Genomic DNA, 23,406 nt, shown 5'->3' with positions numbered 1-23,406 from the left:
GTTGAGCTGAAGGGATAGCAGTCCATGTCATGGGACCACGAGATCGACGTCGTCGTGCTCGGCAGTGGCGGCGCGGGGCTCACCGCCGCACTGACCGCGGTCGTGGCGGGCGCGTCGGTGGAGGTTTACGAAAAGGCCGCGACGGTCGGCGGGACCACCGCCGTGTCGGGCGGCATCGTGTGGATCCCCGCCCATAACCGTTCTCCCGACGGCGAATTGACGCCCGCCGACGCGTTGCAATACCTGCGCGCCCAGTCGCTCGGCTCGATGGACGACGAGCTGGTCGAGACGTTCGTGCGCACGGGTCCGGCGATGCTCGACTTCATCGAGGCGCACAGCGGCCTGCAGTTCGAGATCGCGACCGGCTTCCCCGACTATCGGCCGGAGTTGCCGGGCGGACAACCGACGGGCGGCCGATCGCTGAGCGCGGCCCCGTTCGATCTCGCGCAGCTGGGCGAATGGGCAACGCGGATCACGTCTTTCCCGGCCGACTGGTCCAACGTGGGTTTCGATGCCGAGACCAGGGCACGCCTGCACGCGGCGATCGACGAACGGACCGGCCACCTGTGTGTCGCCGGCACGGCGCTGATCGCGGGTCTGCTGAAGGGCCTGCTGGATGCCGGGGTGACCCCCCATACCAATGCGCGGGCCGAGGAACTCATTGCCGACGGTTCAGAGGTGACCGGGGTGCGCGTCGCCCTGCCGGAACGGACGATCAGAGTTCGCGCGCGACGCGGGGTCATCCTGGGCACCGGCGGCTTCGAGTGGGATCCGGCTCTGACACAAGCCTTTCTGCGCGGCCCCATGCACGGCGCGGTCTCTCCACCCAACAACACCGGCGACGGGCTGCGCATGGCCATGGCCCACGGGGCCGACCTGGCCAACATGGGCGAGGCGTGGTGGGTGCCGATCGTCCAGATCCCGGGCGACACCATCGAAGGCAAGCCACGCAGCCGCAGCGTGCGTCTGGAAAGAACGCGACCGCGCAGCATCATCGTCAATTCCGCGGGGCAGCGCTTCGTCAACGAAGCGTGCGACTACAACTCGATGGCCGGCGCGTTCCATTATCTGGATCCTCGCGGCGGGTACGTCAACGATCGCGGATGGATGGTGTTCGACTCGGTTCATCTGCAGCGCTACGGATTTCTTGGTGTGGAGCCGGGACAGCCCGTCCCGGATTGGTTCTGCGAGTCGGCGGACCTGGCCGAGTTGGCCGCCAAGACCGGCATCGACCCCGGTGGATTGGCTCGCACCGTCGAGAGCTGGAACCGTCACGTGGCCGACGGGGAAGACCCCGACTTCGGGCGTGGTTCCAGCGCCTACGACGGCTACTGGGGTGACGACAGCGCGACGACGCAGGCCGGCAAGACGCTGGGACCGATCGACACCGCCCCGTACTACGCGGTGCCGGTGAGCATCGGTGCGATGGGCACCAAGGGTGGCCCGCGCACCGATCACGACGCCCGCGTCCTGCACGTCGGTGGCGAGCCGATACCGGGGCTTTTCGCCGCCGGCAACGCGATGGGCGGAGTGACCGGGCGAGCCTACGGGGGCGCGGGCGGAACACTGAGTCCGGCAATGGTTTTCGGCTACCGTGCGGGTCACGCGGCCGCGACCGGAAAGTCCGTCGACCTTAAATAGCGTTTTGGCGCCGAAAGTGGGCTCTAGGTACGAAAGCCGCCGCGGGTTCGTTCACAAGCCCCACGCTCGGCGTTACTGGGGGATCGCTCGTCGTAGCCCAGCTCGTCGCTGACCATGCTGCGCGGCGCGTTTACGGGCGGCCGCGGACAACAGTTGTGTCACGAGCGGATGAGGTTCCTCGACGGTGGAGCGACTCTGCGGAACGAACAACGTGGCGATGTAGTACGGGTGGTCCGCTAACTCCAGGACGCGAGCTTCCTCGTGGTCGTCGACTCCGGTGACGCGCAATCCGGCTGCTTCCAGCGCTGGTCGATAGGTTTCATTCAATCCGAAGTTGCAATAGTAATTTTCATAAATCCGTCGCTTCCCATAGCACTGCGCAGCCAGTGATCCAGGCTGGAGGTTGACCGGCATGGTTCGGCCCGCCAGGGAACACGTCAATGAAGAGATGAACAACACCGATCCGTACGGATCGTATTCGGCGTGCTCCGCATCTTTGAAGCCGAGGACATTGCGGGCAAATTCAAGAACGATGTGCTGGTATCCGCCACAGGTACCCAACGTTGGCACATGGTTTTCGCGCCCAAAACGTAAAGCAGCAAGGGCTCCGCGCAAACTGCGGTATGGACTACCGGGAGCACACCACAGCGCATCGGCGGCAACGATCGGCCGGAGGTCGGCTTCCAGCGATTCGGTTGCCAGCCATGTAATCGAGGCGTGCAGACCCAGCAATGTCGCTGAGTGGCTTATCGCCCTGTTGGTCGCGATATGAGGACCATAGGAACTGTCGAAGTCGCCAACCACCGTAATGCTTAACGGCTCGGTCATTGGGGCTCTTTCGTTCGAAGGCCCTCCCAGCGTGGCAGCTTGCCTCGCTACACACCAATCCTTTTTGGTACGAGATTCGAAACGTAACCCACGGTGATGCTGGCGCAATCGGCCCTACCTGCGTCATCCTGAGCTGATGGTGGCCTACGACCGGATCGGTGCTACCTATCGCAGCACCCGCCGGCCCGACCCGCGGATCGCTTCGCAGGTGCGCGACGCGCTCGCCACGATGGGCACCGTCGTCAACGTCGGGGCGGGAACCGGTTCATACGAGCCGGGCCAGACCGTCGCCGCGATCGAGCCCAGCATGGTGATGATCGCCCAGCGCCCTCCCGGCTCGGCTCAGTGTGTCCAGGCCGTGGCGGAGGCATTGCCCCTGCGGGACAAGTGCGTTGACGCCGCAATGGCGTTGTTGACCGTGCATCATTGGGGCGATCTCTCCGCCGGGATCGCCGAGCTGCGCCGGGTCAGCCGCCACCGAATCGTGATATTCACCTGGGATCAAGCAGTGATCGACGACTTCTGGTTGCTGCGTGAGTATCTGCCCGACGCCGCTCGCATCAATAAGGCGCTGCACGTACCGATTGAACGACTGGTGGAGCTGCTGGGCAGCGCGCAGGTGCACACCGTACCGATACCGCATGACTGCACCGACGGATTCGGCGCCGCCTTTTGGCGCCGGCCCGAGGCCTACCTCGACGCCACCGTCCGCGCCGGCATCTCGATGCTGGCCTACGCCGATGAAGGCGCCTTGGCCGACGGGCTGGGCCGGCTCGCGGCCGACCTGCGCTCGAGACGATGGCAACGACGACACGCGGAACTCCTTGAACAACAACAGCTCGACGCCGGCTACCGCCTGCTCATCAGCGATTGCGGCTAAGGATCAATAGGAGAGCCTCGGCGGTGCTAGCGGCGGCGATAGCGCAAGCCAAACAGATTTCATGCCAACCAGACTGGTGCCCGCGTGACTGGTGTGACCGACGAAGCGGGTCCACCGGATGGCGCGAGCGCCGTCAGTCCTTCAGCGGCACTTCGACGCAGACGTGCGTGCCCACCGGGACATCGAAAAAGACCGTTGCTCCCCCGGCGGCCTCCACCCTGGCGCGGTGTGACGCCAGGCCGATGTGCCCCTCCCCCAGGCGATGCGTGACGGTCTCGGGGCTGAACCCGACGCCGTCGTCGACCACATGCAAAACGCAGGTCCCATCGGTGATCCCGAGCCTGACCGACGCGTTGCGCGCCGCGGAATGTCGCACGACGTTGGACAGCAACTCACGCACCATCGCGAACACCACGGGATCGATGGCATTGCGCGCCGAATAGTCGATGTCCGTGGCGATCTCGATGCCCGAACGCTCGGCGGTGAACTCCGCAAGCTGCTGGACCGCGGCGCCGAGCCCGACCTGCTCGAGAACCGCCGGATGGAGCTCAAACGTGGCCTGCCGCAACCGTTCCGAGGCCTGCTGCAGTCCGGCCGATGCCCGCACGATGCGCTCATCGCCCGGGAATGCGGTATCCAGTTCGTCCAGCTCTTGGCGCACCGCCAGGATGTCTTGCAGCGGTCCGTCGTGAATGAACTCCGAGATCCGGCGCGCCGCCTCGTCCGAGGCGGTCATCGTCTGGGCAAGCAGTTCCTCCCGTAAGGCGCTCAGCCCGGCCACCGAGCGCGTATGCCGCTCCTCGATCCGCACCACCAGGAAGGCCGCGCAGCACAGGAACGCATAGAGCAGGAACCGAAATCCCGCCTCCGGCAATCGGACCGCGCTCGTCATCACCGGATCTTGCAGCACGGCGATCGCGAACCCGAGCATGGAGAAGATGAGCACCACCGCCGCGCGGCGCGAAGAGACATCGAGCCCCAGCAGGACCGGCAACATGGCCATGATCAGCAGCGGGTAGACCCCGTCGGTGGACAGCAGCTGAAAGACCGTCAGCGCGACGATGTCGATGACGGTGAACGCGAACGGCTCCAGTCGCCCGATCGCTACCAATCGGCCCATCCCGATCCATCGCCGGAAAGGCGCGAAGGCCAACGCCGCGGCGCAGGCCGCGACGCACGCGTACAGGACGATCAGCACGGTTTCTTGCGGCCACTCGTGCCGGTCGGTGCCGATGATCATGGCCGCGACCATCAGTCCCACGACACCGATCCGAAGCACCGAGCCGATTCGATACGAGCGCAATTGATGAATCGTGCGCACCCGTTCCAGTTCCGCGTCACCGGCCCCTGCCACCCGATCACCGTACTCATCAAGGCACGCCGCCTCGGGGCAAACTGAAAAATGACTCATCGGCCGACACAGAAAAGGCGAACGCCGTTGCTTGGCAAACCGCTACACTGTCGGCCATGGTTGGCGCGACTGCCCCCGAAACGGTGCGGGTGGTCGTGGCCGATGACCATCCGCTCTTTCGTGAGGGCGTGGTGCGCGCACTGTCGTCGAGCGGCTCGGTCAACGTCGTCGCCGAGGCGGAAGACGGCTCTGCGGCACTGGAATTGATCAAGGTGCACGAACCCGACGTCGCGCTGCTCGACTACCGGATGCCGGGCATGGACGGCGCGCAAGTGGCGGCGGCAGTGCGAACCCAGGGTTTGGCCACCCGAGTGTTGCTGATCTCGGCGCACGACGAGTCGGCGATCGTGTATCAGGCGCTGCAGCCGGGGGGCCGCCGGGTTCGTGCTGAAGGACTCGACGCGCGGCGAGATCGTCAAAGCCGTCCTCGACTGCGCGCAGGGCCGCGACGTCGTGGCCCCCGCACTCGTCGGCGGCCTCGCCGCGGAAATCCGCCAGCGCGCGGAACCGTCGGCGCCCGTGCTGAGTGCGCGAGAGCGCGAGGTGCTCAACCGAATCGCGCGCGGTCAAAGCATCCCGACGATCGCGGGCGAGCTCTACGTGGCCCCGTCGACGGTCAAAACGCATGTGCAGCGCCTCTACGAGAAGCTCGGCGTCAGCGATCGCGCGGCCGCGGTCGCCGAGGCGATGCGACAAGGTCTGCTCAACTAGCCGCCGACCAGGGGTTTGGCGCCCGCTCAGCCTCGGCCCCCACCAACGCTTTTGCGGACGCGATCGCCTCGGCCACCAGGTGGCGGGCGCCGCGTTCCACCTCGTAGAGCCGGTCGGCGTCGACGCCCTCGGCAATCAGCTGCCGTCGCGCAAACACCAGCGGATCCATCGCCACGGGGTGGTTGGTCCGGTAGGTGATCGCCTCGACGAGGGTGGGCCCGCCGCCGGCACTCGCTCGTTGCACCGCTTCGGCGACCGAGGCGCTCACGGCGACGACGTCCCTGCCGTCGACCGACCGCATGGGCATCCCGTCGGTCTCATAGGCGCGGCGGCGCGCATCGGGCCCGCCACGGATGTTCTCCACGACGAACACCACCGGCAGCCGCCAGGTCACGGCGATCTTTGCGGCCGTGGTGAATTCGACGGAGTGCGCGTCACGACCGCCGACGACACACAGCGTGACCTTGCCTTCGCCGGTCATCCGCTGCGCATTGGCGTCGCCGAGGGCGAACAGGGTCGATTGCCCCAGAACGCTTTCGTTGGCCAGCGCTTGCTTCCAATCGGCAGGGCCGGGTTTGCGCGACGCGCCGCGGGCTTTGCCGATCGTCTCGGCGATGACCGGACCCAGTGGCAGGGCCAGGCCGACGTGCTGGGCGTGCCGGATATGCGGCGCGGTGGCATTGACGATGTCACCGGGGCGAAGCGCCGCAGCCGTGCCGACGGCCACCGCCTCTTGCCCGAATTCCATCCGCACGGCCTCGTCGACCAGGCCGTCGCCGCGTGCCTCTTCCAGCGCCATGTCGAGCAGCCGCAAGACCCACATCCGGCGATACGGCTCCAGCCGGTCGTCGTGCCCAGACACTGTCGGCAGCGCAGCTGTGTGAGTCATGTGCCGGACCTCCTCCGTCTCAAGCGATCTGCTCGACGCTCAACGTAGGACGGTCGCGCGCGGCATACCTCCGCCGATCGGTCCGCAAAGGTGATGAATGCCCGTTCCCCCGATTGGGGGACAAACGGGTCGTCAGTCCGCCTGAGGTGTGCGCGGCGCGAGCAGCCGGTCGGCCGCCGTGTAGGGGTCCTGATCGCCGTCGACGACGGCCTCGGCGAGCCGGTCGAGGTCAGGTTGGGTCCGCAGCCGGGTCTGGGCCAGCGACAGGATCTGTGCACGGGCGCGGGCCAGCCGGCGGGCGCGGCTGTCGGTGCGGCGGTGGTCCTCGATGACGCCCATGAGCTCGTCGATGCCCTCGCCCTTGGCGGCGATCAACGACACGATCGGGGCGCTGGTCTCGGCCCGAAGGTCTCGGACCGTCTGCTTGGCGCCGTCCCGGTCCGCCTTGTTGACCGCCACGATGTCGGCGACCTCCAGCACCCCGGCCTTGGCGGCCTGGACGGCGTCGCCCGCACCGGGATTGAGAATGACGACGGTCGGGTCGGCGACGGCGGCGATCTCGATCTCGGACTGCCCCACCCCGACGGTCTCGAGCAGGACGACGTCGTAGCCGATCGCCCCCACCAGGCGGATGGCCGCCGGAACCGCGGCCGCCAGCCCGCCGAGATGGCCCCGGGTCGCCACCGAGCGGATGAGGACGTCGGAGTCGTTGATATGCGCGGCCATTCGAATGCGATCCCCCAGGAGCGCGCCGCCGCTGAACGGGGACGACGGGTCCACGGCCAGCACCGCCACCCGGCAACCCCGCGCGCGGTAGGCGCCGACCAGGGCGGCGACCGTCGTCGACTTGCCCGCGCCCGGCGGCCCGGTGATGCCGATGACGGGCCCCACGCGCTCGGGCGCGGGGCCGATCGCCGCCAGGACCTCGTCGCGCTGCTCCCCCTCGACGAGGCTGAGCAGCCGTCCCGCCGCGCGGGGAGATCCGTTGCGCGCGCGGTCGATCAGCTCAGCGATGATCATGTACGCATTATGGAGCCGCGACCTCGATCACCGTCGCCGAGCCCATCCCGCCGCCGGCGCACATCGCCGCGACGCCGATCCCGCCGCCGCGGCGGCGCAATTCGTGCACCAGTGTGACGAGCATCCGGGCTCCGGTCGCCGCGACGGGATGCCCCAGCGAGCAGCCACTGCCGCTGACGTTGACCTTTTCGGGGTCAAGGTCGAGGAGCTTGATGGTGGCCACGCACATCGCCGCGAAGGCCTCGTTGATTTCAAACAGGTTCACGTCTGCGACCGAAAGGCCAGCGCGGCCAAGAGCTTTCGGGATCGCCTCGACCGGCGCCAAACCGGTGATCGCCGGGTCGACGCCGACCGACGCCCAGGACCGGATGGTGGCCAGCGCCGGCAGCCCGAGTCGGTCGCTGGCGATCGTCAACGCCGCGGCTCCGTCGTTGGCGCCGCAGGCGTTGCCCGCGGTGATGGAAAAGCCCTCGATTTCGGGGTGCAGCGGCTTGAGCGCGGCCAGCTTCTCCATGCTGGTGTCGCGTCGCGGGTGTTCGTCGACCGAGAACAACCCGTGTGGGGTGTCGATGGGGACGATCTCCTCTTTGAAGCGGCCTTCGTCGATGGCGGCGATGGCGTTGCGGTGCGAGCGCAGCGCCCAGGCGTCCATCTCCTCGCGGGTCACGCCGGCCTTGACGGCGGCGTTCCAGCCGACGGTGATCGACATGTCCATGTTGGGCGCGTCGGGGCGGTCCGGGTGGGTCGGCGGGAACCAGTCGACCCAGTCGCCGTCCACCTGCATCCGGGACCGCGGCGACGTGGATGCCGAGTTCACGCCGCCGGCGATGACGAGTTGGTCCATTCCCGCGCGCACGCTCGCCGCCGCGCTCTGCACGGCCGCCTGGCCCGCCGCGCAGTGGCGATTGTTGGCCAAGCCGGGCACCTGGGTCAGGCCCGCGGTGAGGGCCGCGTGGCGCGCCAGCACACCGCCGCCGTAGAGGCCTTCGCCCAGGATCACGTCGTCGACCTGCGCCGGGTCGAGATCCGCTGCCGCTTCGGTGACGACGTGGTGCGCCAGATCGAACGCGCTGGTGTCGCGCAGGGTCCCCTTGCGGGCCGTGCCGATGGGGGTGCGCAGGGCGGACACGATGACGGCTTCAGGCACGGGTCTTCTCCAGTTCGGCCGGTGGGTGCGCGGCGGTGAAAGCCACGCGCGCAATCACGAGAATACTATTCTCTCAACACGAGAGTACGCGTTGCAACAAGCGGCCGAAGACCGATCAGTTGGTGCGGTCGGACCATCCCGGCGGGAGGCGGTCGGGGCCGGTGTCGATGACGCTCTCGTCGTCGGTTCCGACGTATTCGAACAGGGTGATGTAGGCGAATTCGGGGACTTCGTAGATCGGGTAGGTCGGGCCTTGATCTCGGTAGGCCCGCATCTCATCAAGGTGTTCGTTCTGGTAACAGACAGTGCGCTCGCCGTGCACGCGGATCCACTGGGGGAAGAAGATGACGCCGTGGATGCGCCGCTTGGACGGCAGAACGTTGACCGCCACACAGGTTCCGGTGGGTTCGGTCCAGGAGATCTTGAAACTGTCGTCGTCGAGCTGGACGAGGTTGACCTCCTGGCCCTTGACCCAGCGGCCACCGACATGCCCGGAGTGGATGCGGTAGTCGATTGTGGTGGCGTTCTTGACGTACATCTCGTACTGCCATCCGTTGGCGTAGGTGTAGATGAAGCGGTGCCCGACGATTCCCGAAAAGTCTTGCGGTGGAATCGGGTTTGCGACGCTGGTCATTGCCGTTCCTCCTGTGTGGGTCTCGGCCGTGCTGGCTGCCACGGTGACGATCCTGCCAGGGACGCCGCGCCGCTCATACAGCAGGTTTACACCGATGCGCCCGCCTGCGTGAGCGGCGGTCCTGCGGAAAGCGCGCAGGTCTGCGATGGTGGATAAATGGTTGAGGGAACGATCGCGGTCCCGGGCGGCGAAGTGTGGTTCGAACGGACCGACGGCGGCGCGGGTCTGCCGCTGCTCGTCATACACGGCGGCCCCGGCCTACCGCACGGCTACCTGCGGTCGCTGGGACGCTTGGCCACGCAGCGCGAAGTCATCTTCTGGGATCAGCTGGGTTGCGGGAAATCCAAATGCCCGCCCAACCACAAGCTTTGGACGATGGATCGCTCGGTGGCCGAGGTGGACGCCATAGTGCGGGCTCTGGGGCTGGACCGTTTCCATCTCTTCGGCAATTCCTGGGGTGGGATGCTGGCCCAGCAGTACATGCTCGACGCGACGCCCTCGGGCGTCGCCAGCCTCACCATCTCGAACAGCATCGCGTCCATTCCGGAGTTCGCGAAGATGGTGGCGCGCTTGAAGTCCGAGCTGGATCCGGCCACCCAGGCGGCCATCGACCGGCATGAAGCCGCCGGCACCACCTATGCGCCCGAATACCAGGCCGCGATACGCACCTGGAACGAAACCTACCTTTGCCGGGTGCGACCCTGGCCACGTGAGCTCGAGGACGCGTTCAGAGGCATGGGTGCGGAAATCTTCGAGACGATGTTCGGCCCCAGCGATTTTCACATCGTCGGGACGATCCGGGATTGGGACGTGTTCGAGCGCCTGCCCGAAATCTCCTCGCCCACAATGCTGCTCGCGGGCCGCTACGACGAATGCGCGCCGGAACACATGTTTGCGATGCACCAGCGCATAGCGGGATCCCGGTTCGAGCTGTTCGAGTCGAGCGCCCACATGCCGTTCATCGAAGAGCCGGACAGGTTCGACGCGGTGATGCGTGACTTCCTGCGCCGCCACGACGCCTGAGGCCACCGCGGGCCGACAGCCTCAGTTTTTCTTGGCCGCGTTGAATTTCGCGACGTTGGCCCGGAAGTCCTCGGTGACAAAGGACTGGCTCTCGGCCGATAGCGCGTAGTCCAGGCTGGCCAGCACGGCGCGCTCCAGGTGGATGTTGAGCACCCGCTTGGTGCTCTCCACCGCCTGCTGGGGCAGTTCCAGAATCTTTTTCGCACAGGCGATAGCCTCCGAGACCGGGTCGGCCACCACGTGGTTGGCCAGCCCGAGTTCGACGGCGCGCGGCGCCTTGATGCGGGTTCCGGTCAGCGCGAACTCCTTGGCCAGCAGCAGGCTGATGTGCAGCGGCCAGGTCAGCGGGCCGCCGTCGGCGGCCACCAGCCCCACCTGCACGTGCGGGTCGGCCAGATAGGCATCCTCGGCGATGTACACGATGTCGCTGAGCGCGACCAGGCTGCAGCCCAGCCCGACGGCCGGGCCATTGACGGCCGCCACCACGGGAATTCGGCACCGTGCCATGCCCAGCACGATCTCGCGCCCGTCCCGGATGGTTTTCGCGCGCAGCTCGGCGTCGTTCGCCAGCTCTTCCAGGTACGTGAAATCGCCGCCGGCCGAGAATGCCCTGCCGGCGCCGGTGATGACCGCGGCGCGGGCGGTGGGGTCGTCGGTCAACCGCTGCCACAGCCGCGCGAGCCCGACGTGCAGGTTGTCGTTGACCGAGTTGAGCGACTCCGGCCGGTTGAGGGTGATGATGCGCAGCGCGCCGTCGGCCTGGACATCGATTTCGGTAGGCATGTCGTACACGTCAGACTCCTTCGATGATCGTGACCCGCTTCACCCGGGCTTCGCCCGCGTTCGCGATCACTCCTACAATCCCAAGATTCGTGAGGCGATGATGTTCTTCTGTATTTGTGATGTCCCGCCCATGACGCTCTGCGCCCGGCTGTACAGGTAGGCGCTGAGCAGATCGGGATCACGCGTGCCCGCGACGGCCAGGGCGGCGTGCCCGACGGATTGTTCCACCCAGGTCATCAGCAGCTTGTCCAGCGAGCCTTCCGAGCCGTGCGAAACCCCGTCGAGCTGTTCGGACAACCGCCGCCGCACGTGATGGGTCAGCATGTCCGACTGGACCGCGGCCCACGCCAGCTCCTCGGGCACATCACCGTCGTTCCGCGACAACAACTCTCGGACGAGCTTGCCGTAGCGGGCGGCGTATCCCAGTGTGGAGGGCTCGCGTTCGTGCCCGACGACGGTCATGGCCACCGCCCAGCCGTCCCCGGGAGCACCGACCATCCGGTCCGCCGGGACCGTGGCATCGTCGAAGAACACCTGGCCGAATTCGTTGGTCACGCCGTTGATCATCTGCAGCGGGCGCTGTTGCACGCCAGGCTGTTTCATCTCCAGGACGAACGCCGACAGGCCGCGGTGACGCTTGGCCGCGGGATCGGTGCGCGCGAGCAGCAGGCACCAGTCGGCCACGTCGGAATAGCTGGTCCAGATCTTGTGCCCGTTCACCACGTACTTGTCGCCCTCGAGGCGGGCGGTGGTGGTCAGCGAGGCCAGATCCGAACCGGCGCCCGGCTCGCTGAAGCCCTGGCACCACCGCTCGCTGCCGTTGATGATGCCGGGCAGGAAGCGCTTGCGCACCTCGTCGTTGGCGTGCTCGCCGATGCCGTACACCAGATAGCCGACGCTGGGCCGCGGCGGTGCGCCCGCACGCACCAGCTCCTCGTCGACGATGACGTCGTAGACCGGCGCCAGGTCCTGCCCGCCCCACTCGCGGGGCCAGGACAGGCCGAAAAAGCCGTTGTCGTACAGGGCGCGATGCCAGTCGGCCATGCGCGCCCAATACTCGTCCCCGGTGCCGGAGAACTCCTTGGCGTGCGCGGAAAGCCAGGTGCGCAGCCGCTCTCGGAAGGCGGCCTCGTCGGGTGAGTCACGAAAGTCCAAGATCGATCTCCTTCAACGCGACCGGCCACAGCTCGGTCGAGGTCAGGGCGCGGCGCAGGTAGACGTGCGCCACGCATTCCCAGGTGTTGCCGATGCCGCCGTGCACCTGAATGGCCGTCTCACAGACGGTTCGGGTGGCGCGCGCGCAATAGACCTTGGCGATCTGGGCGGCCCGAATGGCTTCGGCGGGTGCCAACTCGTCGACGGCCCACGCGGCGTGGCGCAACACGCTGACCGAACCTTCAATCAGCGCAAGGCTTTCGGCCAGCAGATGCGCGATGGCTTGGTACGACCCGATCTGCTTGCCGTATTGTTCGCGGATCTTGGCGTAGTCGCAGGCGACGGCGTGCGCGCCGCGCGCGACGCCGACCAGGTCCGCCGTCGTCGTGACCAGAGCCAGTGCCCGCCACTGCTCGGCAACCTCAGGGGACACCTCGCCCAGCGCCACCGGCGAACCCACGATCGTCGCCTCGGCCCGCGTGAGGTCGACGCCATCGGTCAACGCCTGCACATCGACGGCCGAGACCGCGCCGCCCGAGAGCGCTAACGCACGCCGCGCGCCGCGAGCGTCGATCACCCGATCGTCGACCGCGACCGTTGTCCCCGAGGCGTCTTCCCCGATGTGACGGCCGAGATCGTCGGCAAGCACCGGGCCGAGAAACGGCGTGTCAACCAGACGACGCCCCAATTCCTCTGCCACGATGGCCACTTCGACGCCCGAGGCCCCATCGGAGCGCAACGAGCGCCAGCCCGTGGACTCGATCTGCTTGTCCAGGCGCGTGATTCGGTTCTGGTCGTCGAGATCCTGGACCGTTGCCGGTCCCAGATCGTCGGCCAGCTTGGCGGCGGCGTCGCGCAATTGCTGTTGTTCAGTTGTCAGACGTACATCCATGGCGCTCCTTCAGCACTCGGCGCAGCACCTTGCCCGAGGGCAGGCGGGGAATTTCAGGCACAAACACCACTCGGCCCAGATGTTTATAGGACGCCAACTTCTCGTCCACCAGGGCGGTCAGCTGGGACGCGTCGACGGGCGCGGACGTCGCGACCGCGGCGACGATCGCCTCGCCGTTGGTTCCGTCGGGAATCCCGAACACCGCACAGTCTTTCACCGCCGGATGACCGTGCAACACCGCCTCGATCTCGGCGGGGGCGACCTGGAAGCCGCGGACTTTGATCATCTCCTTGAGGCGGTCGGAGATCCGCAGCCAGCCGCCGGTATCCAGCCACCCGACGTCTCCGGTCCGATACCAGCCATCCCGGATCGCCTCGCCGGTCGCTTCGGCCGGCAGGTAGCCGGCCATGAGCGACGCCGACCGGGCCTGAATCTCACCGACCTCACCGGGGCCGACCGGCTCGCCCGTCTCTAGCGAGACGACCCGCAGGTCCACACCGGGTACCGCGCGACCGACGGTGTCGAGTCGCGCGTCCTCGATCGGATTACAGGCGATGACAGGCAATTCCGTGGTCCCGTAGGCCGGAAGCCAGCTCACGCCGGTGCGCCGGGTCACGGTCTGCGCGACGTTGGCGTTGACCGGTGTGGCTCCCCACATGATGTAGCGCAGCGACGACAGGTCATAGGATTCCAGGCCAGGGTGCGAGGCGATGGCGAGCGCGATGGGTGCGACCGCCATTTCCACTGTGATGCGGTCACTTTCGATGTGGTGCAGCACCCGGTCGATGTCGAACCGGCGGTGCAGCCGCACGCAGGCGCCCGTCTCCCACGCGGTCAGCAGGTTCAGCAGCCCGAGGATGTGTGACGGTGGCGTGGCAACTTGGATCCGGTCATGGTGCGTCAGTTGCAGCGCGTGGCGCCAGTGCCGCACGGCCTCGTCCAGCGAGGCGTGGGTGTGGCGGACGGCCTTGGGCAGGCCGGTGGTGCCGGAGCTGAACACCAGCGCCGCGTCGGCCTCAGCCGGCGGCGCAGGACCGGTGGCCAGGTCGGCCGGTGGGACGGGCTCGTCCAGGTGCAGCATCGGCATCAGGCCGGCCAGCACGGGGTGGTCGCCGACGGCGTGCGCGGGACCCGTCAGCGCGAGCGCGTGGTCGACCTCGTCGCGTTTCCAGGCCGGGCTGATGAGGACGGCCGTGGCGGCCAGCCGCCAGATCGCGAGCACCACGGCGAGGAACTCCGGCCGGTTGGACGCCATGACCGCGACCCGCTGACCTGCTGTGACGCCGTCTTTCGCCAGGGCCGCGGCCCATCCGTCGGCCAACGCGTGGAGTTCGGGCGCGCTGAATCGCCGTTCCTCGAACACGAGCGCCGCCGGCTCGGTCACGTCCCGTCCTTCCCTGACAGACCGGGCTGACCCGACATCCATACAAGTCTTGAGAAGATGCTATCGCTTCGTGAGAATAGTATTCTCTATACTGAAGAATGCAAGTACGGAAGGGGGCGGTCTACGTGACGGTCACCCGGATCATCGAGGAGACCCCACGGGTGACAGATCCGGCCACAAACGGCTCCGGCGCCGGAACCGTGACGATTCATCTCGACCGCAAAAAGGTCTCGGTGCCCAGGGTGCCGGGCGAGACGCTCCTGGAGACCGCGCGGCGCGCCGGGCTGGAGCCGCCATTCAGTTGCGAGGCCGGCAACTGCGGGACGTGCATGGCCAAGCTCGAAGAGGGGCACGCCACCATGCGGGTCAACGACGCTCTCGAACCCGACGAGGTCGAAGAGGGCTACATTCTGACGTGCCAGGGCGTTCCGGATACGGACTCGATCACGGTGCGCTACGAGTAGCAGCCAGGAGAGATTGCGATGGCCAAGGGCATCATCCTCGTGGAAAGTCGGCCCAGCTCGCCCGACCGGGAAGACGAGTACAACACCTGGTACGACGAGGTGCACCTGGGTGAGCTGGTGGCGCTGGACGGATTCGTCTCGGCACGTCGACTGCGACCCGTCGACGGCGACGGCCCCTACATGGCCATCTACGAGATCGAAGGCGACGATCTGCAGGCAATCCTGGACAACATGATCGCCAACGGGCCGCAGCTGCACATGTCCGACGCCCTGCAGCTGGACCCGCCGCCGATTCCACGACTGCTCGAAACCACCACCGAGTGCAGCGGCTGACCGAGCTCGCGTCGCGCACACATGAGGAGCCCATTGATGAAGGCCGATGACCTGATCCTGGTGAGCATTGACGACCACGTGGTCGAACCGCCGGACATGTTCCTGCGCCACGTGCCCGCCAAGTACCGGGACGAGGCACCGATCGTCGTGACCGATGACAAGGGCGTCGACCAGTGGATGTACCAGGGCCGGCCACAGGGCGTGAGCGGACTCAACGCCGTGGTGTCGTGGCCTGCCGAGGAGTGGGGCCGCGACCCCGCCGGCTTCGCCGAGATGCGTCCGGGCGTCTACGACGTCCACGAGCGCGTCCGTGACATGAACCGCAACGGCATCCTCGCGTCGATGTGCTTCCCGACGTTCACCGGCTTTTCGGCCCGGCACCTCAACATGACGCGCGAGGACGTCACCTTAGTGATGGTGTCGGCCTACAACGACTGGCACATCGACGAATGGGCCGGCTCCTACCCGGACCGGTTCATCCCCATCGCGATCCTGCCGACCTGGACTCCAGAGGGCATGTGCGCCGAGATCCGTAGGGTCGCCGCGAAGGGCTGCCGAGCGGTCACCATGCCGGAATTGCCGCATCTGGAAGGACTTCCGAGCTACCACGACGAGGACTACTGGGGGCCGGTGTTTCGCACGTTGTCCGAGGAGAACGTGGTGATGTGTCTGCACATCGGCACCGGCTTCGGGGCGATCAGCATGGCGCCCGACGCCCCGATCGACAACATGATCATCCTGGCCACCCAGGTCTCGGCGATGTGCGCCCAGGACCTGCTGTGGGGCCCGGCGATGCGCAACTACCCCGACCTGAAATTCGCCTTCTCCGAAGGCGGTATCGGCTGGATCCCCTTCTACCTCGACCGCAGCGACCGCCACTACACCAACCAGAAGTGGCTACGCCGCGACTTCGGCGACAAGCTGCCCAGCGACGTCTTCCGCGAGCATTCGCTGGCCTGCTACGTCACCGACAAGACGTCGCTGAAGCTGCGCCATGAGATCGGCATCGACATCATCGCCTGGGAGTGCGACTACCCGCACTCGGACTGCTTCTGGCCCGACGCGCCCGAGCAGGTGCTGGCCGAACTGAACGCCGCCGGCGCCGACTACTCCGACATCGACAAGATCACCTGGGCCAACGCCTGCCGGTTCTTCGGCTGGGACCCGTTCGCCCGCACGCCCCGCGAGCAGGCGACCGTCAAGGCCCTGCGCGCCAAGGCAACCGACGTGGATGTGTCGATCCGGTCGCGTGCCGAGTGGGCGCGGCGCTATCAGGAAAAGCAGCTGGCGACGTCCTGACGCCGAACGTCGACTTGTTGGGCGAAATCGCCGATTTCTGCGCCACAACTCGACGCTCGGGGCATCGTCAGCCCGTTGGCGGGTTGACGAACCACACGTTCTCCTCGCGCAGGCTGCGGCTGCGCCAACCGTCGTCGGTGCGCGTCAGCTCGTGGTGGTAGTAGCCGCCGCAGTAGCTCAACTCCGCCATGCCCGGCAACTGCATGGGGTTGTAGAACATGGCGCGCACCGTCGCGGAATCGCCGTGCAGCGCCAGGATTTCCACGTTGGTGATGTAGTGCATCGACATCGGGATCGCGCCGAAGCCCTGCTCCAGCCATGCGGCCACCTCGTCGGCGGGCCCGCCGCCGCGCCCGCCGACGAGTAGTCGATATGCGCGTCGTCGGTGAAGACCGAGCGGTACAGCTGCCAATCCTTGGCATCAACGGCGCGGGCGTATCTGTTGAGTAGCGCGGCGATTTCGAGTTCGTCGGCGACCCGCTGTAGATCCATCGTTGCACCTCATATCCCTTTGCGTCCAACGTCGACTTGTTGCGCGAAATCGGCAATTCTGGCGCCATAACTCGACGTTCGGCGGACGGACCAGCCTTGCGGCAGTTCCACTCCCTCAAAACTTTTGAGCATCTCGGGCCGCGGCGGCGTCATCTGGAGATAAACGTCTATGTGGCGGATGCGGTCATCATCGGTGAACTCATAGACGGTCAGCGAATTGACCACGCTACGGAATTCGCCCACCTCGCTCCGTTCCTCGAGTTCGAGAAACACGCGGCCGCCGGCCTCGGTGATGTGCTTGAAAGAACACTCCCATTCCGACGATGTCGCCCAATTGGTGAGGAATTCGACATAGTCCGGCCACTTCATCACCTCTTTGAACGCACCGATTCGCTCGAATTCGCCCACGGCGACCAGCTCGGCCAGCGGTCTCCAACTGTCCGCCGAGAAGCCCGGTTTCTTCGCTTGGCCGACGAGGCGCTTCGTGGTGGCGCCGTATTGCAGCACCACGTGCGATCGGCCAGTGTACGAGTCGATGACATCCTCGACCGTTGGCAAGGCATTCACGCCCGCACCCCGGCCTTTCGCAGGTAACGTCGCAGGATCCCGATGCGCCCCATGAGAATTCCCCTTTCACCAGCGAGACGTAGCCAGCGCCTTTGCGTCCAACGTCGACTTGTTGCGCGAAATTGCCGATCCTGGCGCAACTACTCGACGCTCGGCAGTTCCGGCGGTGGACGGTACTCGGGTTCGTAGCCGGAGACGTGAATCGGGCTGCCCACCAGACGGAAATCACCCGCTGTCACAACCACTTCCGGGGTGGCCTCGAGGGCCTCGGGCAGGGTCCTGACGGCCGCGGCCGGAACCCCGAGCGGGCGCAGCCGGCGTTCCCACCCGGCCGCGCTGTCGGTCGCCAGCATCGCCGTGACGACGGCGAGTACTTCGTCGCGGCGGGCGACCCGCTCGGCCATCGTCTCGAAACCACCGATGCCTGCCTCCGCGGCGAACGACTTCCAGAACCCGTCATGGGTGATGAACAGCGCCAGATAGCCATCCGCGGTCGGAAACAGCTGAGCCGGAACGTAATACGAGTGCGCCCCGTGGGGGCGCCGCTGCGGCTCCACCCCACTGTTGAGGTAGGCGGAGGCGTGGTAGTTGAGCTGCGACAGCATGACGTCGCGCAGCGACACGTCCACCTGCCCGCCGGTGCCGGAGATGATCTTGGCCAGCAGCCCCAGTGCCGCCGACATTCCGGTGGAGTTGTCGGCCGACGAGTAGCCGGGCAGCGTCGGCGGACCGTCGGGGTCACCGGTCAGCGCCGCGGTGCCGACGCCAGCCTGCACCACGTAGTCGAACGCGGGGTCGTCGCCGCCGTACAGGCCGAAGCCGGTGATCGCCACGCAGACGATCCGCTCGTTGTGCCGTCGCAGCTGCTCGTAGGTGAGGCCCAGCCGGCGGATGGCGGAGGGTTTCAGGTTCACCAGCAGCGCGTGGGACTCGCCGACCAGGTCGCCCAGGCGCTGTTGTCCCGCATCCGAATTCAAATCCAGGCAGATGCTGGACTTGTTCCGATTGAGGCTGGCGAAGTACGTGGCGCCGACGCTGCGGGAGATCTCGCCGCCGGCGGGCTCGATCTTGGTGACCTCGGCGCCGAGGTCGGCGAGCAGCATGGTGGCATACGGGCCGGCCAGCATCGTGCCGACCTCGAGGATGCGGATCCCCGCCAGTGGCCCGGTATTGCTGGGAGTCAACGCAATTCCGCGGCGAGCGAGGCGATCATTTCGCGGGTGCGACGCTTGGACGCGACCAGCTCGTCCCGGTTGTCGCCGATGGGCAGCAGCCGCACCGAGAGATCGGTTACGCCCGCGTCGGCGAATCGGCGCATCCGGGCGAGAATCTGTTCGGAGTCGCCGGCCGCGCACAGGTCGCCGACGTCGCGGGCATCGCCCCGGTCGAGCAGGCGCTGGTAGTTGGGTGACACCTCGGCCTCCCCCAAGATCCGGTTGGCGCGCTCCTTGGCCTCCTCGACTTGCGAAGGCGCACACAGGCATACCGGTATGCCCGCGACGATCCGCGGCGCGGGTCGCCCGGCATCGGCGGCGGCCTTGGTGATCTTCGGCGCGATGTGGTCACCGATCGCGCGCTCGTCGGCCATCCACAACACGGTGCCGTCGGCGAGTTCACCGGCGAGCTGCAGCATCACCGGGCCGAGCGCGGCGACCAGCACCGGCATCGGGGTATCGGCCCCGATCGCCAGCGGGTTGTGCACGGTGAACGAATCGTTCTCGATATCCACCGGGCCCGGGCCGGCGACAGCGGCGTTGAGCACCTGCAGGTAATCGCGGGTATAGGCGGCCGGCTTCTCGTAGGGCAGGCCGAGCATGTCGCGGATGATCCAGTGGTGCGACGGCCCGACACCGAGAGCCAGCCGCCCGCCCGCCACCGCGTGCGTCGAAAGCGCTTGGCGGGCAAGCGCGATCGGATGCTGGGCCTGCAGCGGCACCACCGCGGTGCCCAGTTCGATGCGCGAGCTGTGCGCGGCCATCAGCGACACCATGGTCAGGCAGTCGAAGTCGTTGGGCACCTGCGGCATCCACGCGGTGTCCAGACCCGCGGATTCGGCCCATTCGATATCGGAGGCCAGCTTGTGCACCTTGCGGGCCATGTCGCCACGCTCGGCACCGATCATTACTCCGACGCGCACTGTTCCTCTTTTTCTTCCGAAGCGGGCTCGGGGGTCCCGGTCAGCGCGCGGATGTCGCGCACCAGGTTGTCCAGCGGTGTCCCGGTGGGGAATACGGCCGCGGCCCCGGCGGAGAGCAGTTTGGGGACGTCGGCGTGCGGGATGGTCCCGCCGACGACGACCGAGATGTCGGCGGCGTCGGCGGCGCGCAGCGCCTCGACGGTGCGCGCGGTGAGCGCCAGGTGCGCACCGGACAGGATGCTCAGGCCGACCACGGCGACGTCTTCCTGCACCGCGATCGAGGCGATGTCCTCGATACGCTGGCGGATGCCGGTGTAGATGACCTCGAATCCGGCGTCGCGCAGGGTGCGGGCGACGATCTTGGCGCCGCGGTCGTGTCCGTCCAGGCCGGGTTTGGCAACGAGAACGCGAACGGCCACTTAGAACACCACCGGCTGCTGGAACTCGCCCCACACTGCTTTGAGCGCGGAGACCATCTCCCCAACCGTGCAGTAGGCGTTGGCACAGTCGATCAACTTGTGCATCAGGTTGTCGTCTCCTTCGGCGGAACGCGACAGGGCGGCGAGGCTGGATTTCACTGCGGCCGAATCCCTTTCGGATTTTACCTTGGAGAGCCGCTTGAGCTGAAGATCACGCCCTTCGGCGTCGAGCTCATAGGTGACGACATCGTGTTCCGGTTCCTCGGTCACGAAGCGGTTGACGCCGACGACCGGGCGGTCGCCGGATTCGATGTCCTGGTGGATCTTGAACGCCTCGTCGGCGATCAGGCCCTGTAGGTAACCGTCCTCGATGGCATGGACCATTCCTCCGTGCCGCTCGAGGTCGGACATGATCTCGATGATGCGCTCCTCGGTCGCGTCGGTCAGCGCCTCCACGAAGTACGAGCCGCCCAGCGGGTCGGCCACACTGGCCACGCCGGTTTCGTGCGCGAGGATCTGCTGGGTGCGCAACGCCAGCGTGGTGGTCTCCTCGGTGGGCAGCGCGAATGGTTCGTCCCAGGCGGCCGTGAACATCGACTGGACGCCGCCCAATACGGCGGCCATGGCCTCGTAGGCCACCCGGACGATGTTGTTGTGGGCCTGCGGGGCATACAGCGACGCCCCGCCGCAGACGCAGCCGAAGCGGAACATCGCCGCCTTGTCCTTCGTCGCCCCGTAGCGCTCCCGCACGATCGTCGCCCAACGCCGCCGTCCCGCACGGTATTTGGCGATCTCTTCGAAGAAATCCCCGTGGGTGTAGAAGAAGAACGAGATCTGCGGCGCGAACTGGTCGATCGTCATGCGGCCGCGTTCCACCACCGTGTCGCAGTAGGTGACGCCGTCGGCCAGGGTGAACGCCATCTCCTGCACGGCGTTGGCCCCGGCGTCGCGGAAATGCGCACCGGCGACCGAGATTGCGTTGAACCTGGGCACCTCGGCGGCGCAGAACTCGATGGTGTCCGCGATCAACCGCAAAGACGGCTCCGGCGGCCAGATCCAGGTCCCGCGCGAGGCGTACTCCTTGAGGATGTCGTTCTGGATGGTCCCGGTGAGCTTGGCGCGCGGGATCCCTTTTTTCTCGGCCGCGGCGACGTAGAAGGCCAGCAGGATCGCCGCCGTGCCGTTGATGGTCATGCTGGTGCTGAGCTTGTCCAGCGGGATGCCGTCGAACAGGATCTCGAAGTCGGCCAGGGTATCCACCGCGACGCCGACCCGGCCGACCTCCTCACCGAACTCGGGGTCGTCGGAGTCGTATCCGCACTGCGTCGGCAGGTCGAGCGCCACCGACAACCCGGTCCCGCCCTGATCCAGCAGGTAGCGGTACCGGCGATTGGACTCCTCGGCGGTGCCGAATCCCGAATATTGGCGGAAGGTCCACAGCTTGCCGCGGTAGCCCGACGCGAAGTTGCCGCGAGTGAAGGGGAACTCCCCGGGCTGGGGAGGCTCCGCGCCTCTATCCGCCGGCCCATATACGGGCTGCAGCGGGATGCCGGAGGGAGTGTGGGCCGTATTATCCATCGGTGAATAACGTACTTGCAAAAAAAGAGAATGCCAATACCATACGCTTGACCTGGTCAAAGGAGACGAATGGCTGACAACGTGCTCACCGATCGCACGGTGGTGATCTCCGGCGGGAGCCGCGGGATCGGGCTCGCGATTGGAATCGCCGCCGCCAGGCGGGGTGCCAATGTGGTGCTGCTGGCCAAGACCGACACACCCCATCCGCGCCTGCCCGGGACGGTGCACACCGCGGCGGCCGACGTCGAGGCCGCCGGCGGGAAGGCGCTGGCCGTCGTGGGCGACGTGCGCCGCGAAGAGGACGTGCAGCGCGTGGTCGACGCGGCCGTGCAGCGGTTCGGCGGCATCGACATCTGCGTCAACAACGCCAGCGCCATCGCCACCGACCCGACGGCCGTGCTGTCGGCCAAGAAATACGACCTGATGCAGGAGATCAACCTGCGCGGCACCTTCCTGCTGACCAAGGCGTGCGTGCCCCATCTAAAGAAATCGGCCAACCCGCACGTGCTGACCATCTCGCCACCGATCAACATGAACCCCCGCTGGCTGGGCGCCCACCCGGCCTACACGCTGTCCAAGTACGGGATGACGCTGCTGTCGCTGGGCTGGGCGGCCGAGTTCGCGGACGACGGGATCGGCGTGAACTGCCTGTGGCCGGAGACCTACATCGCCACCGCGGCGGTCACCAACATCGCCGATGGCGACCGGCTGGCCGCGTCGTCGCGCAGCCCGGAGATCATGGGCGACGCCGCCGTCGAGATCGTCTCTCGACCCGCCCGGCAAGCCACGGGCGAATGCCACGTCGACGCCGAGGTGCTGCGATCGGCCGGGGTTGCGGATCTGTCCCGATACGGCGGCGGCGAGCAGCCGATCCCGGACCTATTCCTGGACTGAATACCTAAGCACGGCAGAGGATTTCGCCGTGCGGGATGGCGATCCAGCCGTCTTCGGCGACGGCCCATTCTCGCCAGGCGGCGGAGATCTCCTCGAGCTGCGCCGGGGTGGCCAGCTCGAGGCTCACCAGGTCGCTGGCCACGGTCGAATGAAGGATCCGGTCGGCCCACATGCCGCCCCACCATTCGCGCGTCTCGGGTGTGGCGTAGCACCACAGGCTGCCGGTGGGTGTGATGTCGTCGAATCCCGCCTGCTGTGCCCAGGACAGCAGCCGCCGGCCCGCGTCGGGCTCGCCGCGGTTGGCGCGGGCGACGCGTTGGTAGAGCTCGCGCCACAACTCGAGGGCGGGTAGCTGCGGGTACCAGATGAACCCCGCATAGTCGGCGTCGCGGACCGCCACGATTCCGCCCGGCGCGCACACTCGCCGCATCTCACGCAGGGCGCGCACCGGGTCGGCCACGTGCTGTAGCACCTGATGGGCGTGGACGACATCGAACGTGCCGTCGGCAAAGTCGAGGTCGTGCACGTCGGCGGTGCCGAACGAGACGTTGGACAGGTTGCGTTGCCGGGCTTCGGTGCGGGACAACCCCAGGACGTCGGCGACTTGGTCGACGGCGGTGACGGGTCCGGGTGCGACGCGCTCGGCGAGGTCAGCGGTGATGGTGCCGGGACCGCAGCCGATGTCCAGCACCGACAGGCCCGGCTTCAAATGGGGCAGCAGGTAGGCCGCCGAGTCTTCGGCGGTGCGGCGGCGGTGGCTGCGCAGCACCGACTCGTGGTGGCCGTGCGTATAACTGGCCCGCTCGTTCATCTCGCCAGCGTACG

The 23,406-nt window shown here is 67.1% G+C and carries 22 protein-coding genes and 3 pseudogenes; 8 read left to right on the top strand and 17 right to left on the bottom strand.

All coding sequences use genetic code 11. The features are described 5' to 3' along the window. The first annotated feature begins 24 nt into the window (after positions 1 to 24). Positions 25 to 1,641: an FAD-dependent oxidoreductase gene (locus tag W7U_RS00250; RefSeq protein ID WP_008253607.1), complete on the top strand. Its 1,617-nt coding sequence runs from the start codon at positions 25 to 27 to the stop codon at positions 1,639 to 1,641. A 72-nt stretch (positions 1,642 to 1,713) separates the two neighbouring features. Here the strand turns inward: W7U_RS00250 and W7U_RS25120 are convergent, their stop codons facing one another. Beyond that, positions 1,714 to 2,469 carry a CTP synthase gene (locus tag W7U_RS25120; protein ID WP_014710968.1) on the bottom strand — a complete coding sequence of 252 codons (756 nt, stop codon included), beginning with the start codon at positions 2,467 to 2,469 and terminating at the stop codon, positions 1,714 to 1,716. 136 nt (positions 2,470 to 2,605) lie between these two features. Between W7U_RS25120 and W7U_RS00245 the strand changes: the two genes are divergently transcribed. Further along, the gene (locus W7U_RS00245; RefSeq protein WP_008253604.1) at positions 2,606 to 3,349 is read left to right on the top strand and encodes a methyltransferase domain-containing protein; all 744 of its coding nucleotides are present in this window, start codon (positions 2,606 to 2,608) and stop codon (positions 3,347 to 3,349) included. 133 nt (positions 3,350 to 3,482) lie between these two features. Here the strand turns inward: W7U_RS00245 and W7U_RS00240 are convergent, their stop codons facing one another. Further along, a complete protein-coding gene (locus W7U_RS00240) occupies positions 3,483 to 4,703 on the bottom strand; it encodes an ATP-binding protein (RefSeq protein WP_014383830.1) in 1,221 nt (406 codons plus the stop codon). A gap of 113 nt (positions 4,704 to 4,816) precedes the next feature. On the opposite strand from W7U_RS00240, the pseudogene W7U_RS00235 reads away from it, so the two are divergent. Further along, positions 4,817 to 5,471: pseudogene (locus W7U_RS00235) on the top strand (response regulator transcription factor). Here the strand turns inward: W7U_RS00235 and W7U_RS00230 are convergent. The 4 genes from W7U_RS00230 to W7U_RS00215 all read right to left on the bottom strand — a co-directional run bounded on the left by W7U_RS00230 (position 5,464) and on the right by W7U_RS00215 (position 9,161). Next, the gene (locus W7U_RS00230; protein ID WP_071196526.1) at positions 5,464 to 6,360 is read right to left on the bottom strand and encodes a thiamine pyrophosphate-dependent enzyme; all 897 of its coding nucleotides are present in this window, start codon (positions 6,358 to 6,360) and stop codon (positions 5,464 to 5,466) included. The pseudogene W7U_RS00235 and the gene W7U_RS00230 sit on opposite strands and share 8 nt — an antisense overlap. 132 nt (positions 6,361 to 6,492) lie before the next feature. After that, positions 6,493 to 7,380 (bottom strand): methylmalonyl Co-A mutase-associated GTPase MeaB, encoded by an 888-nt coding sequence (gene meaB, locus W7U_RS00225; RefSeq protein WP_008253597.1) that lies wholly within the window; start codon positions 7,378 to 7,380, stop codon positions 6,493 to 6,495. A 7-nt stretch (positions 7,381 to 7,387) separates the two neighbouring features. Continuing rightward, positions 7,388 to 8,527 (bottom strand): thiolase family protein, encoded by a 1,140-nt coding sequence (locus tag W7U_RS00220; protein WP_008253595.1) that lies wholly within the window; start codon positions 8,525 to 8,527, stop codon positions 7,388 to 7,390. 115 nt (positions 8,528 to 8,642) lie between these two features. Continuing rightward, complete coding sequence (locus W7U_RS00215) at positions 8,643 to 9,161, bottom strand: phenolic acid decarboxylase (protein ID WP_008253587.1); 519 nt, start codon at positions 9,159 to 9,161, stop codon at positions 8,643 to 8,645. 156 nt (positions 9,162 to 9,317) lie between these two features. On the opposite strand from W7U_RS00215, the gene W7U_RS00210 reads away from it, so the two are divergent. After that, the gene (locus W7U_RS00210) at positions 9,318 to 10,184 is read left to right on the top strand and encodes a proline iminopeptidase-family hydrolase (RefSeq protein WP_008253579.1); all 867 of its coding nucleotides are present in this window, start codon (positions 9,318 to 9,320) and stop codon (positions 10,182 to 10,184) included. A gap of 21 nt (positions 10,185 to 10,205) precedes the next feature. On the opposite strand, the gene W7U_RS00205 is transcribed toward W7U_RS00210, so the two are convergent. The 4 genes from W7U_RS00205 to W7U_RS00190 form a co-directional block, all read right to left on the bottom strand. Further along, positions 10,206 to 10,976 carry an enoyl-CoA hydratase/isomerase family protein gene (locus tag W7U_RS00205; RefSeq protein ID WP_008253578.1) on the bottom strand — a complete coding sequence of 257 codons (771 nt, stop codon included), beginning with the start codon at positions 10,974 to 10,976 and terminating at the stop codon, positions 10,206 to 10,208. Between the two features lie 63 nt (positions 10,977 to 11,039). Further along, positions 11,040 to 12,122, bottom strand: a complete 1,083-nt coding sequence (locus W7U_RS00200) for an acyl-CoA dehydrogenase family protein (RefSeq protein WP_008253577.1) — start codon at positions 12,120 to 12,122, stop codon at positions 11,040 to 11,042. Continuing rightward, complete coding sequence (locus W7U_RS00195) at positions 12,109 to 13,014, bottom strand: acyl-CoA dehydrogenase family protein (RefSeq protein ID WP_008253576.1); 906 nt, start codon at positions 13,012 to 13,014, stop codon at positions 12,109 to 12,111. The genes W7U_RS00200 and W7U_RS00195 overlap by 14 nt, the downstream gene beginning before the upstream one ends. Continuing rightward, complete coding sequence (locus tag W7U_RS00190; protein ID WP_008253575.1) at positions 12,992 to 14,398, bottom strand: class I adenylate-forming enzyme family protein; 1,407 nt, start codon at positions 14,396 to 14,398, stop codon at positions 12,992 to 12,994. The genes W7U_RS00195 and W7U_RS00190 overlap by 23 nt, the downstream gene beginning before the upstream one ends. Positions 14,399 to 14,523: 125 nt before the next feature. Here W7U_RS00190 and W7U_RS00185 point away from each other — a divergent pair, with 125 nt between their 5' ends. Genes W7U_RS00185 through W7U_RS00175 form a run of 3 tightly spaced genes read left to right on the top strand, consistent with a single transcriptional unit; the run spans position 14,524 to position 16,494 of the window. Further along, entirely contained in the window at positions 14,524 to 14,862 is a 339-nt protein-coding gene (locus W7U_RS00185) for a 2Fe-2S iron-sulfur cluster-binding protein (protein WP_014379137.1), read from the top strand. Between the two features lie 18 nt (positions 14,863 to 14,880). Continuing rightward, positions 14,881 to 15,195 carry a DUF4286 family protein gene (locus W7U_RS00180; RefSeq protein WP_008253567.1) on the top strand — a complete coding sequence of 105 codons (315 nt, stop codon included), beginning with the start codon at positions 14,881 to 14,883 and terminating at the stop codon, positions 15,193 to 15,195. A gap of 36 nt (positions 15,196 to 15,231) precedes the next feature. Continuing rightward, on the top strand, positions 15,232 to 16,494 hold the full coding sequence (locus W7U_RS00175) for an amidohydrolase family protein (RefSeq protein WP_008253565.1): 1,263 nt from the start codon (positions 15,232 to 15,234) through the stop codon (positions 16,492 to 16,494). Positions 16,495 to 16,561: 67 nt separating this feature from the next. Here W7U_RS00175 and W7U_RS00170 read toward each other — a convergent pair. The 6 genes and pseudogenes from W7U_RS00170 to W7U_RS00145 form a co-directional block, all read right to left on the bottom strand. Continuing rightward, a pseudogene (locus W7U_RS00170) lies at positions 16,562 to 16,986 on the bottom strand (nuclear transport factor 2 family protein). Positions 16,987 to 17,079: 93 nt separating this feature from the next. Next, positions 17,080 to 17,553, bottom strand: a pseudogene (locus tag W7U_RS00165) (hypothetical protein); the annotation flags it as partial. A gap of 140 nt (positions 17,554 to 17,693) precedes the next feature. Then, positions 17,694 to 18,737, bottom strand: coding sequence for a CoA transferase (locus tag W7U_RS00160; protein WP_014710953.1), 1,044 nt, complete (start codon positions 18,735 to 18,737; stop codon positions 17,694 to 17,696). After that, the gene (locus W7U_RS00155; RefSeq protein WP_008253561.1) at positions 18,734 to 19,690 is read right to left on the bottom strand and encodes an LLM class F420-dependent oxidoreductase; all 957 of its coding nucleotides are present in this window, start codon (positions 19,688 to 19,690) and stop codon (positions 18,734 to 18,736) included. Before W7U_RS00155 ends, W7U_RS00160 begins: the two co-directional genes overlap by 4 nt. After that, positions 19,675 to 20,109 carry a cobalamin B12-binding domain-containing protein gene (locus tag W7U_RS00150; RefSeq protein ID WP_008253559.1) on the bottom strand — a complete coding sequence of 145 codons (435 nt, stop codon included), beginning with the start codon at positions 20,107 to 20,109 and terminating at the stop codon, positions 19,675 to 19,677. The genes W7U_RS00155 and W7U_RS00150 overlap by 16 nt, the downstream gene beginning before the upstream one ends. Further along, a complete protein-coding gene (locus W7U_RS00145; protein WP_008253553.1) occupies positions 20,110 to 21,687 on the bottom strand; it encodes a methylmalonyl-CoA mutase family protein in 1,578 nt (525 codons plus the stop codon). A 69-nt stretch (positions 21,688 to 21,756) separates the two neighbouring features. On the opposite strand from W7U_RS00145, the gene W7U_RS00140 reads away from it, so the two are divergent. Next, positions 21,757 to 22,581, top strand: coding sequence for an NAD(P)-dependent oxidoreductase (locus W7U_RS00140; protein ID WP_008253541.1), 825 nt, complete (start codon positions 21,757 to 21,759; stop codon positions 22,579 to 22,581). Between the two features lie 4 nt (positions 22,582 to 22,585). On the opposite strand, the gene W7U_RS00135 is transcribed toward W7U_RS00140, so the two are convergent. After that, positions 22,586 to 23,392, bottom strand: a complete 807-nt coding sequence (locus W7U_RS00135; RefSeq protein ID WP_008253539.1) for a methyltransferase domain-containing protein — start codon at positions 23,390 to 23,392, stop codon at positions 22,586 to 22,588. Positions 23,393 to 23,406: the final 14 nt, after the last annotated feature.

Origin of the sequence: Mycobacterium sp. H4Y, from assembly GCF_000364405.1 — a bacterium.
Taxonomy (GTDB): Bacteria; Actinomycetota; Actinomycetes; order Mycobacteriales; family Mycobacteriaceae; genus Mycobacterium; species Mycobacterium intracellulare.
Note: the sequence above shows the minus strand (reverse complement) of the source record. Positions and strands in the feature narration are given on the sequence as shown.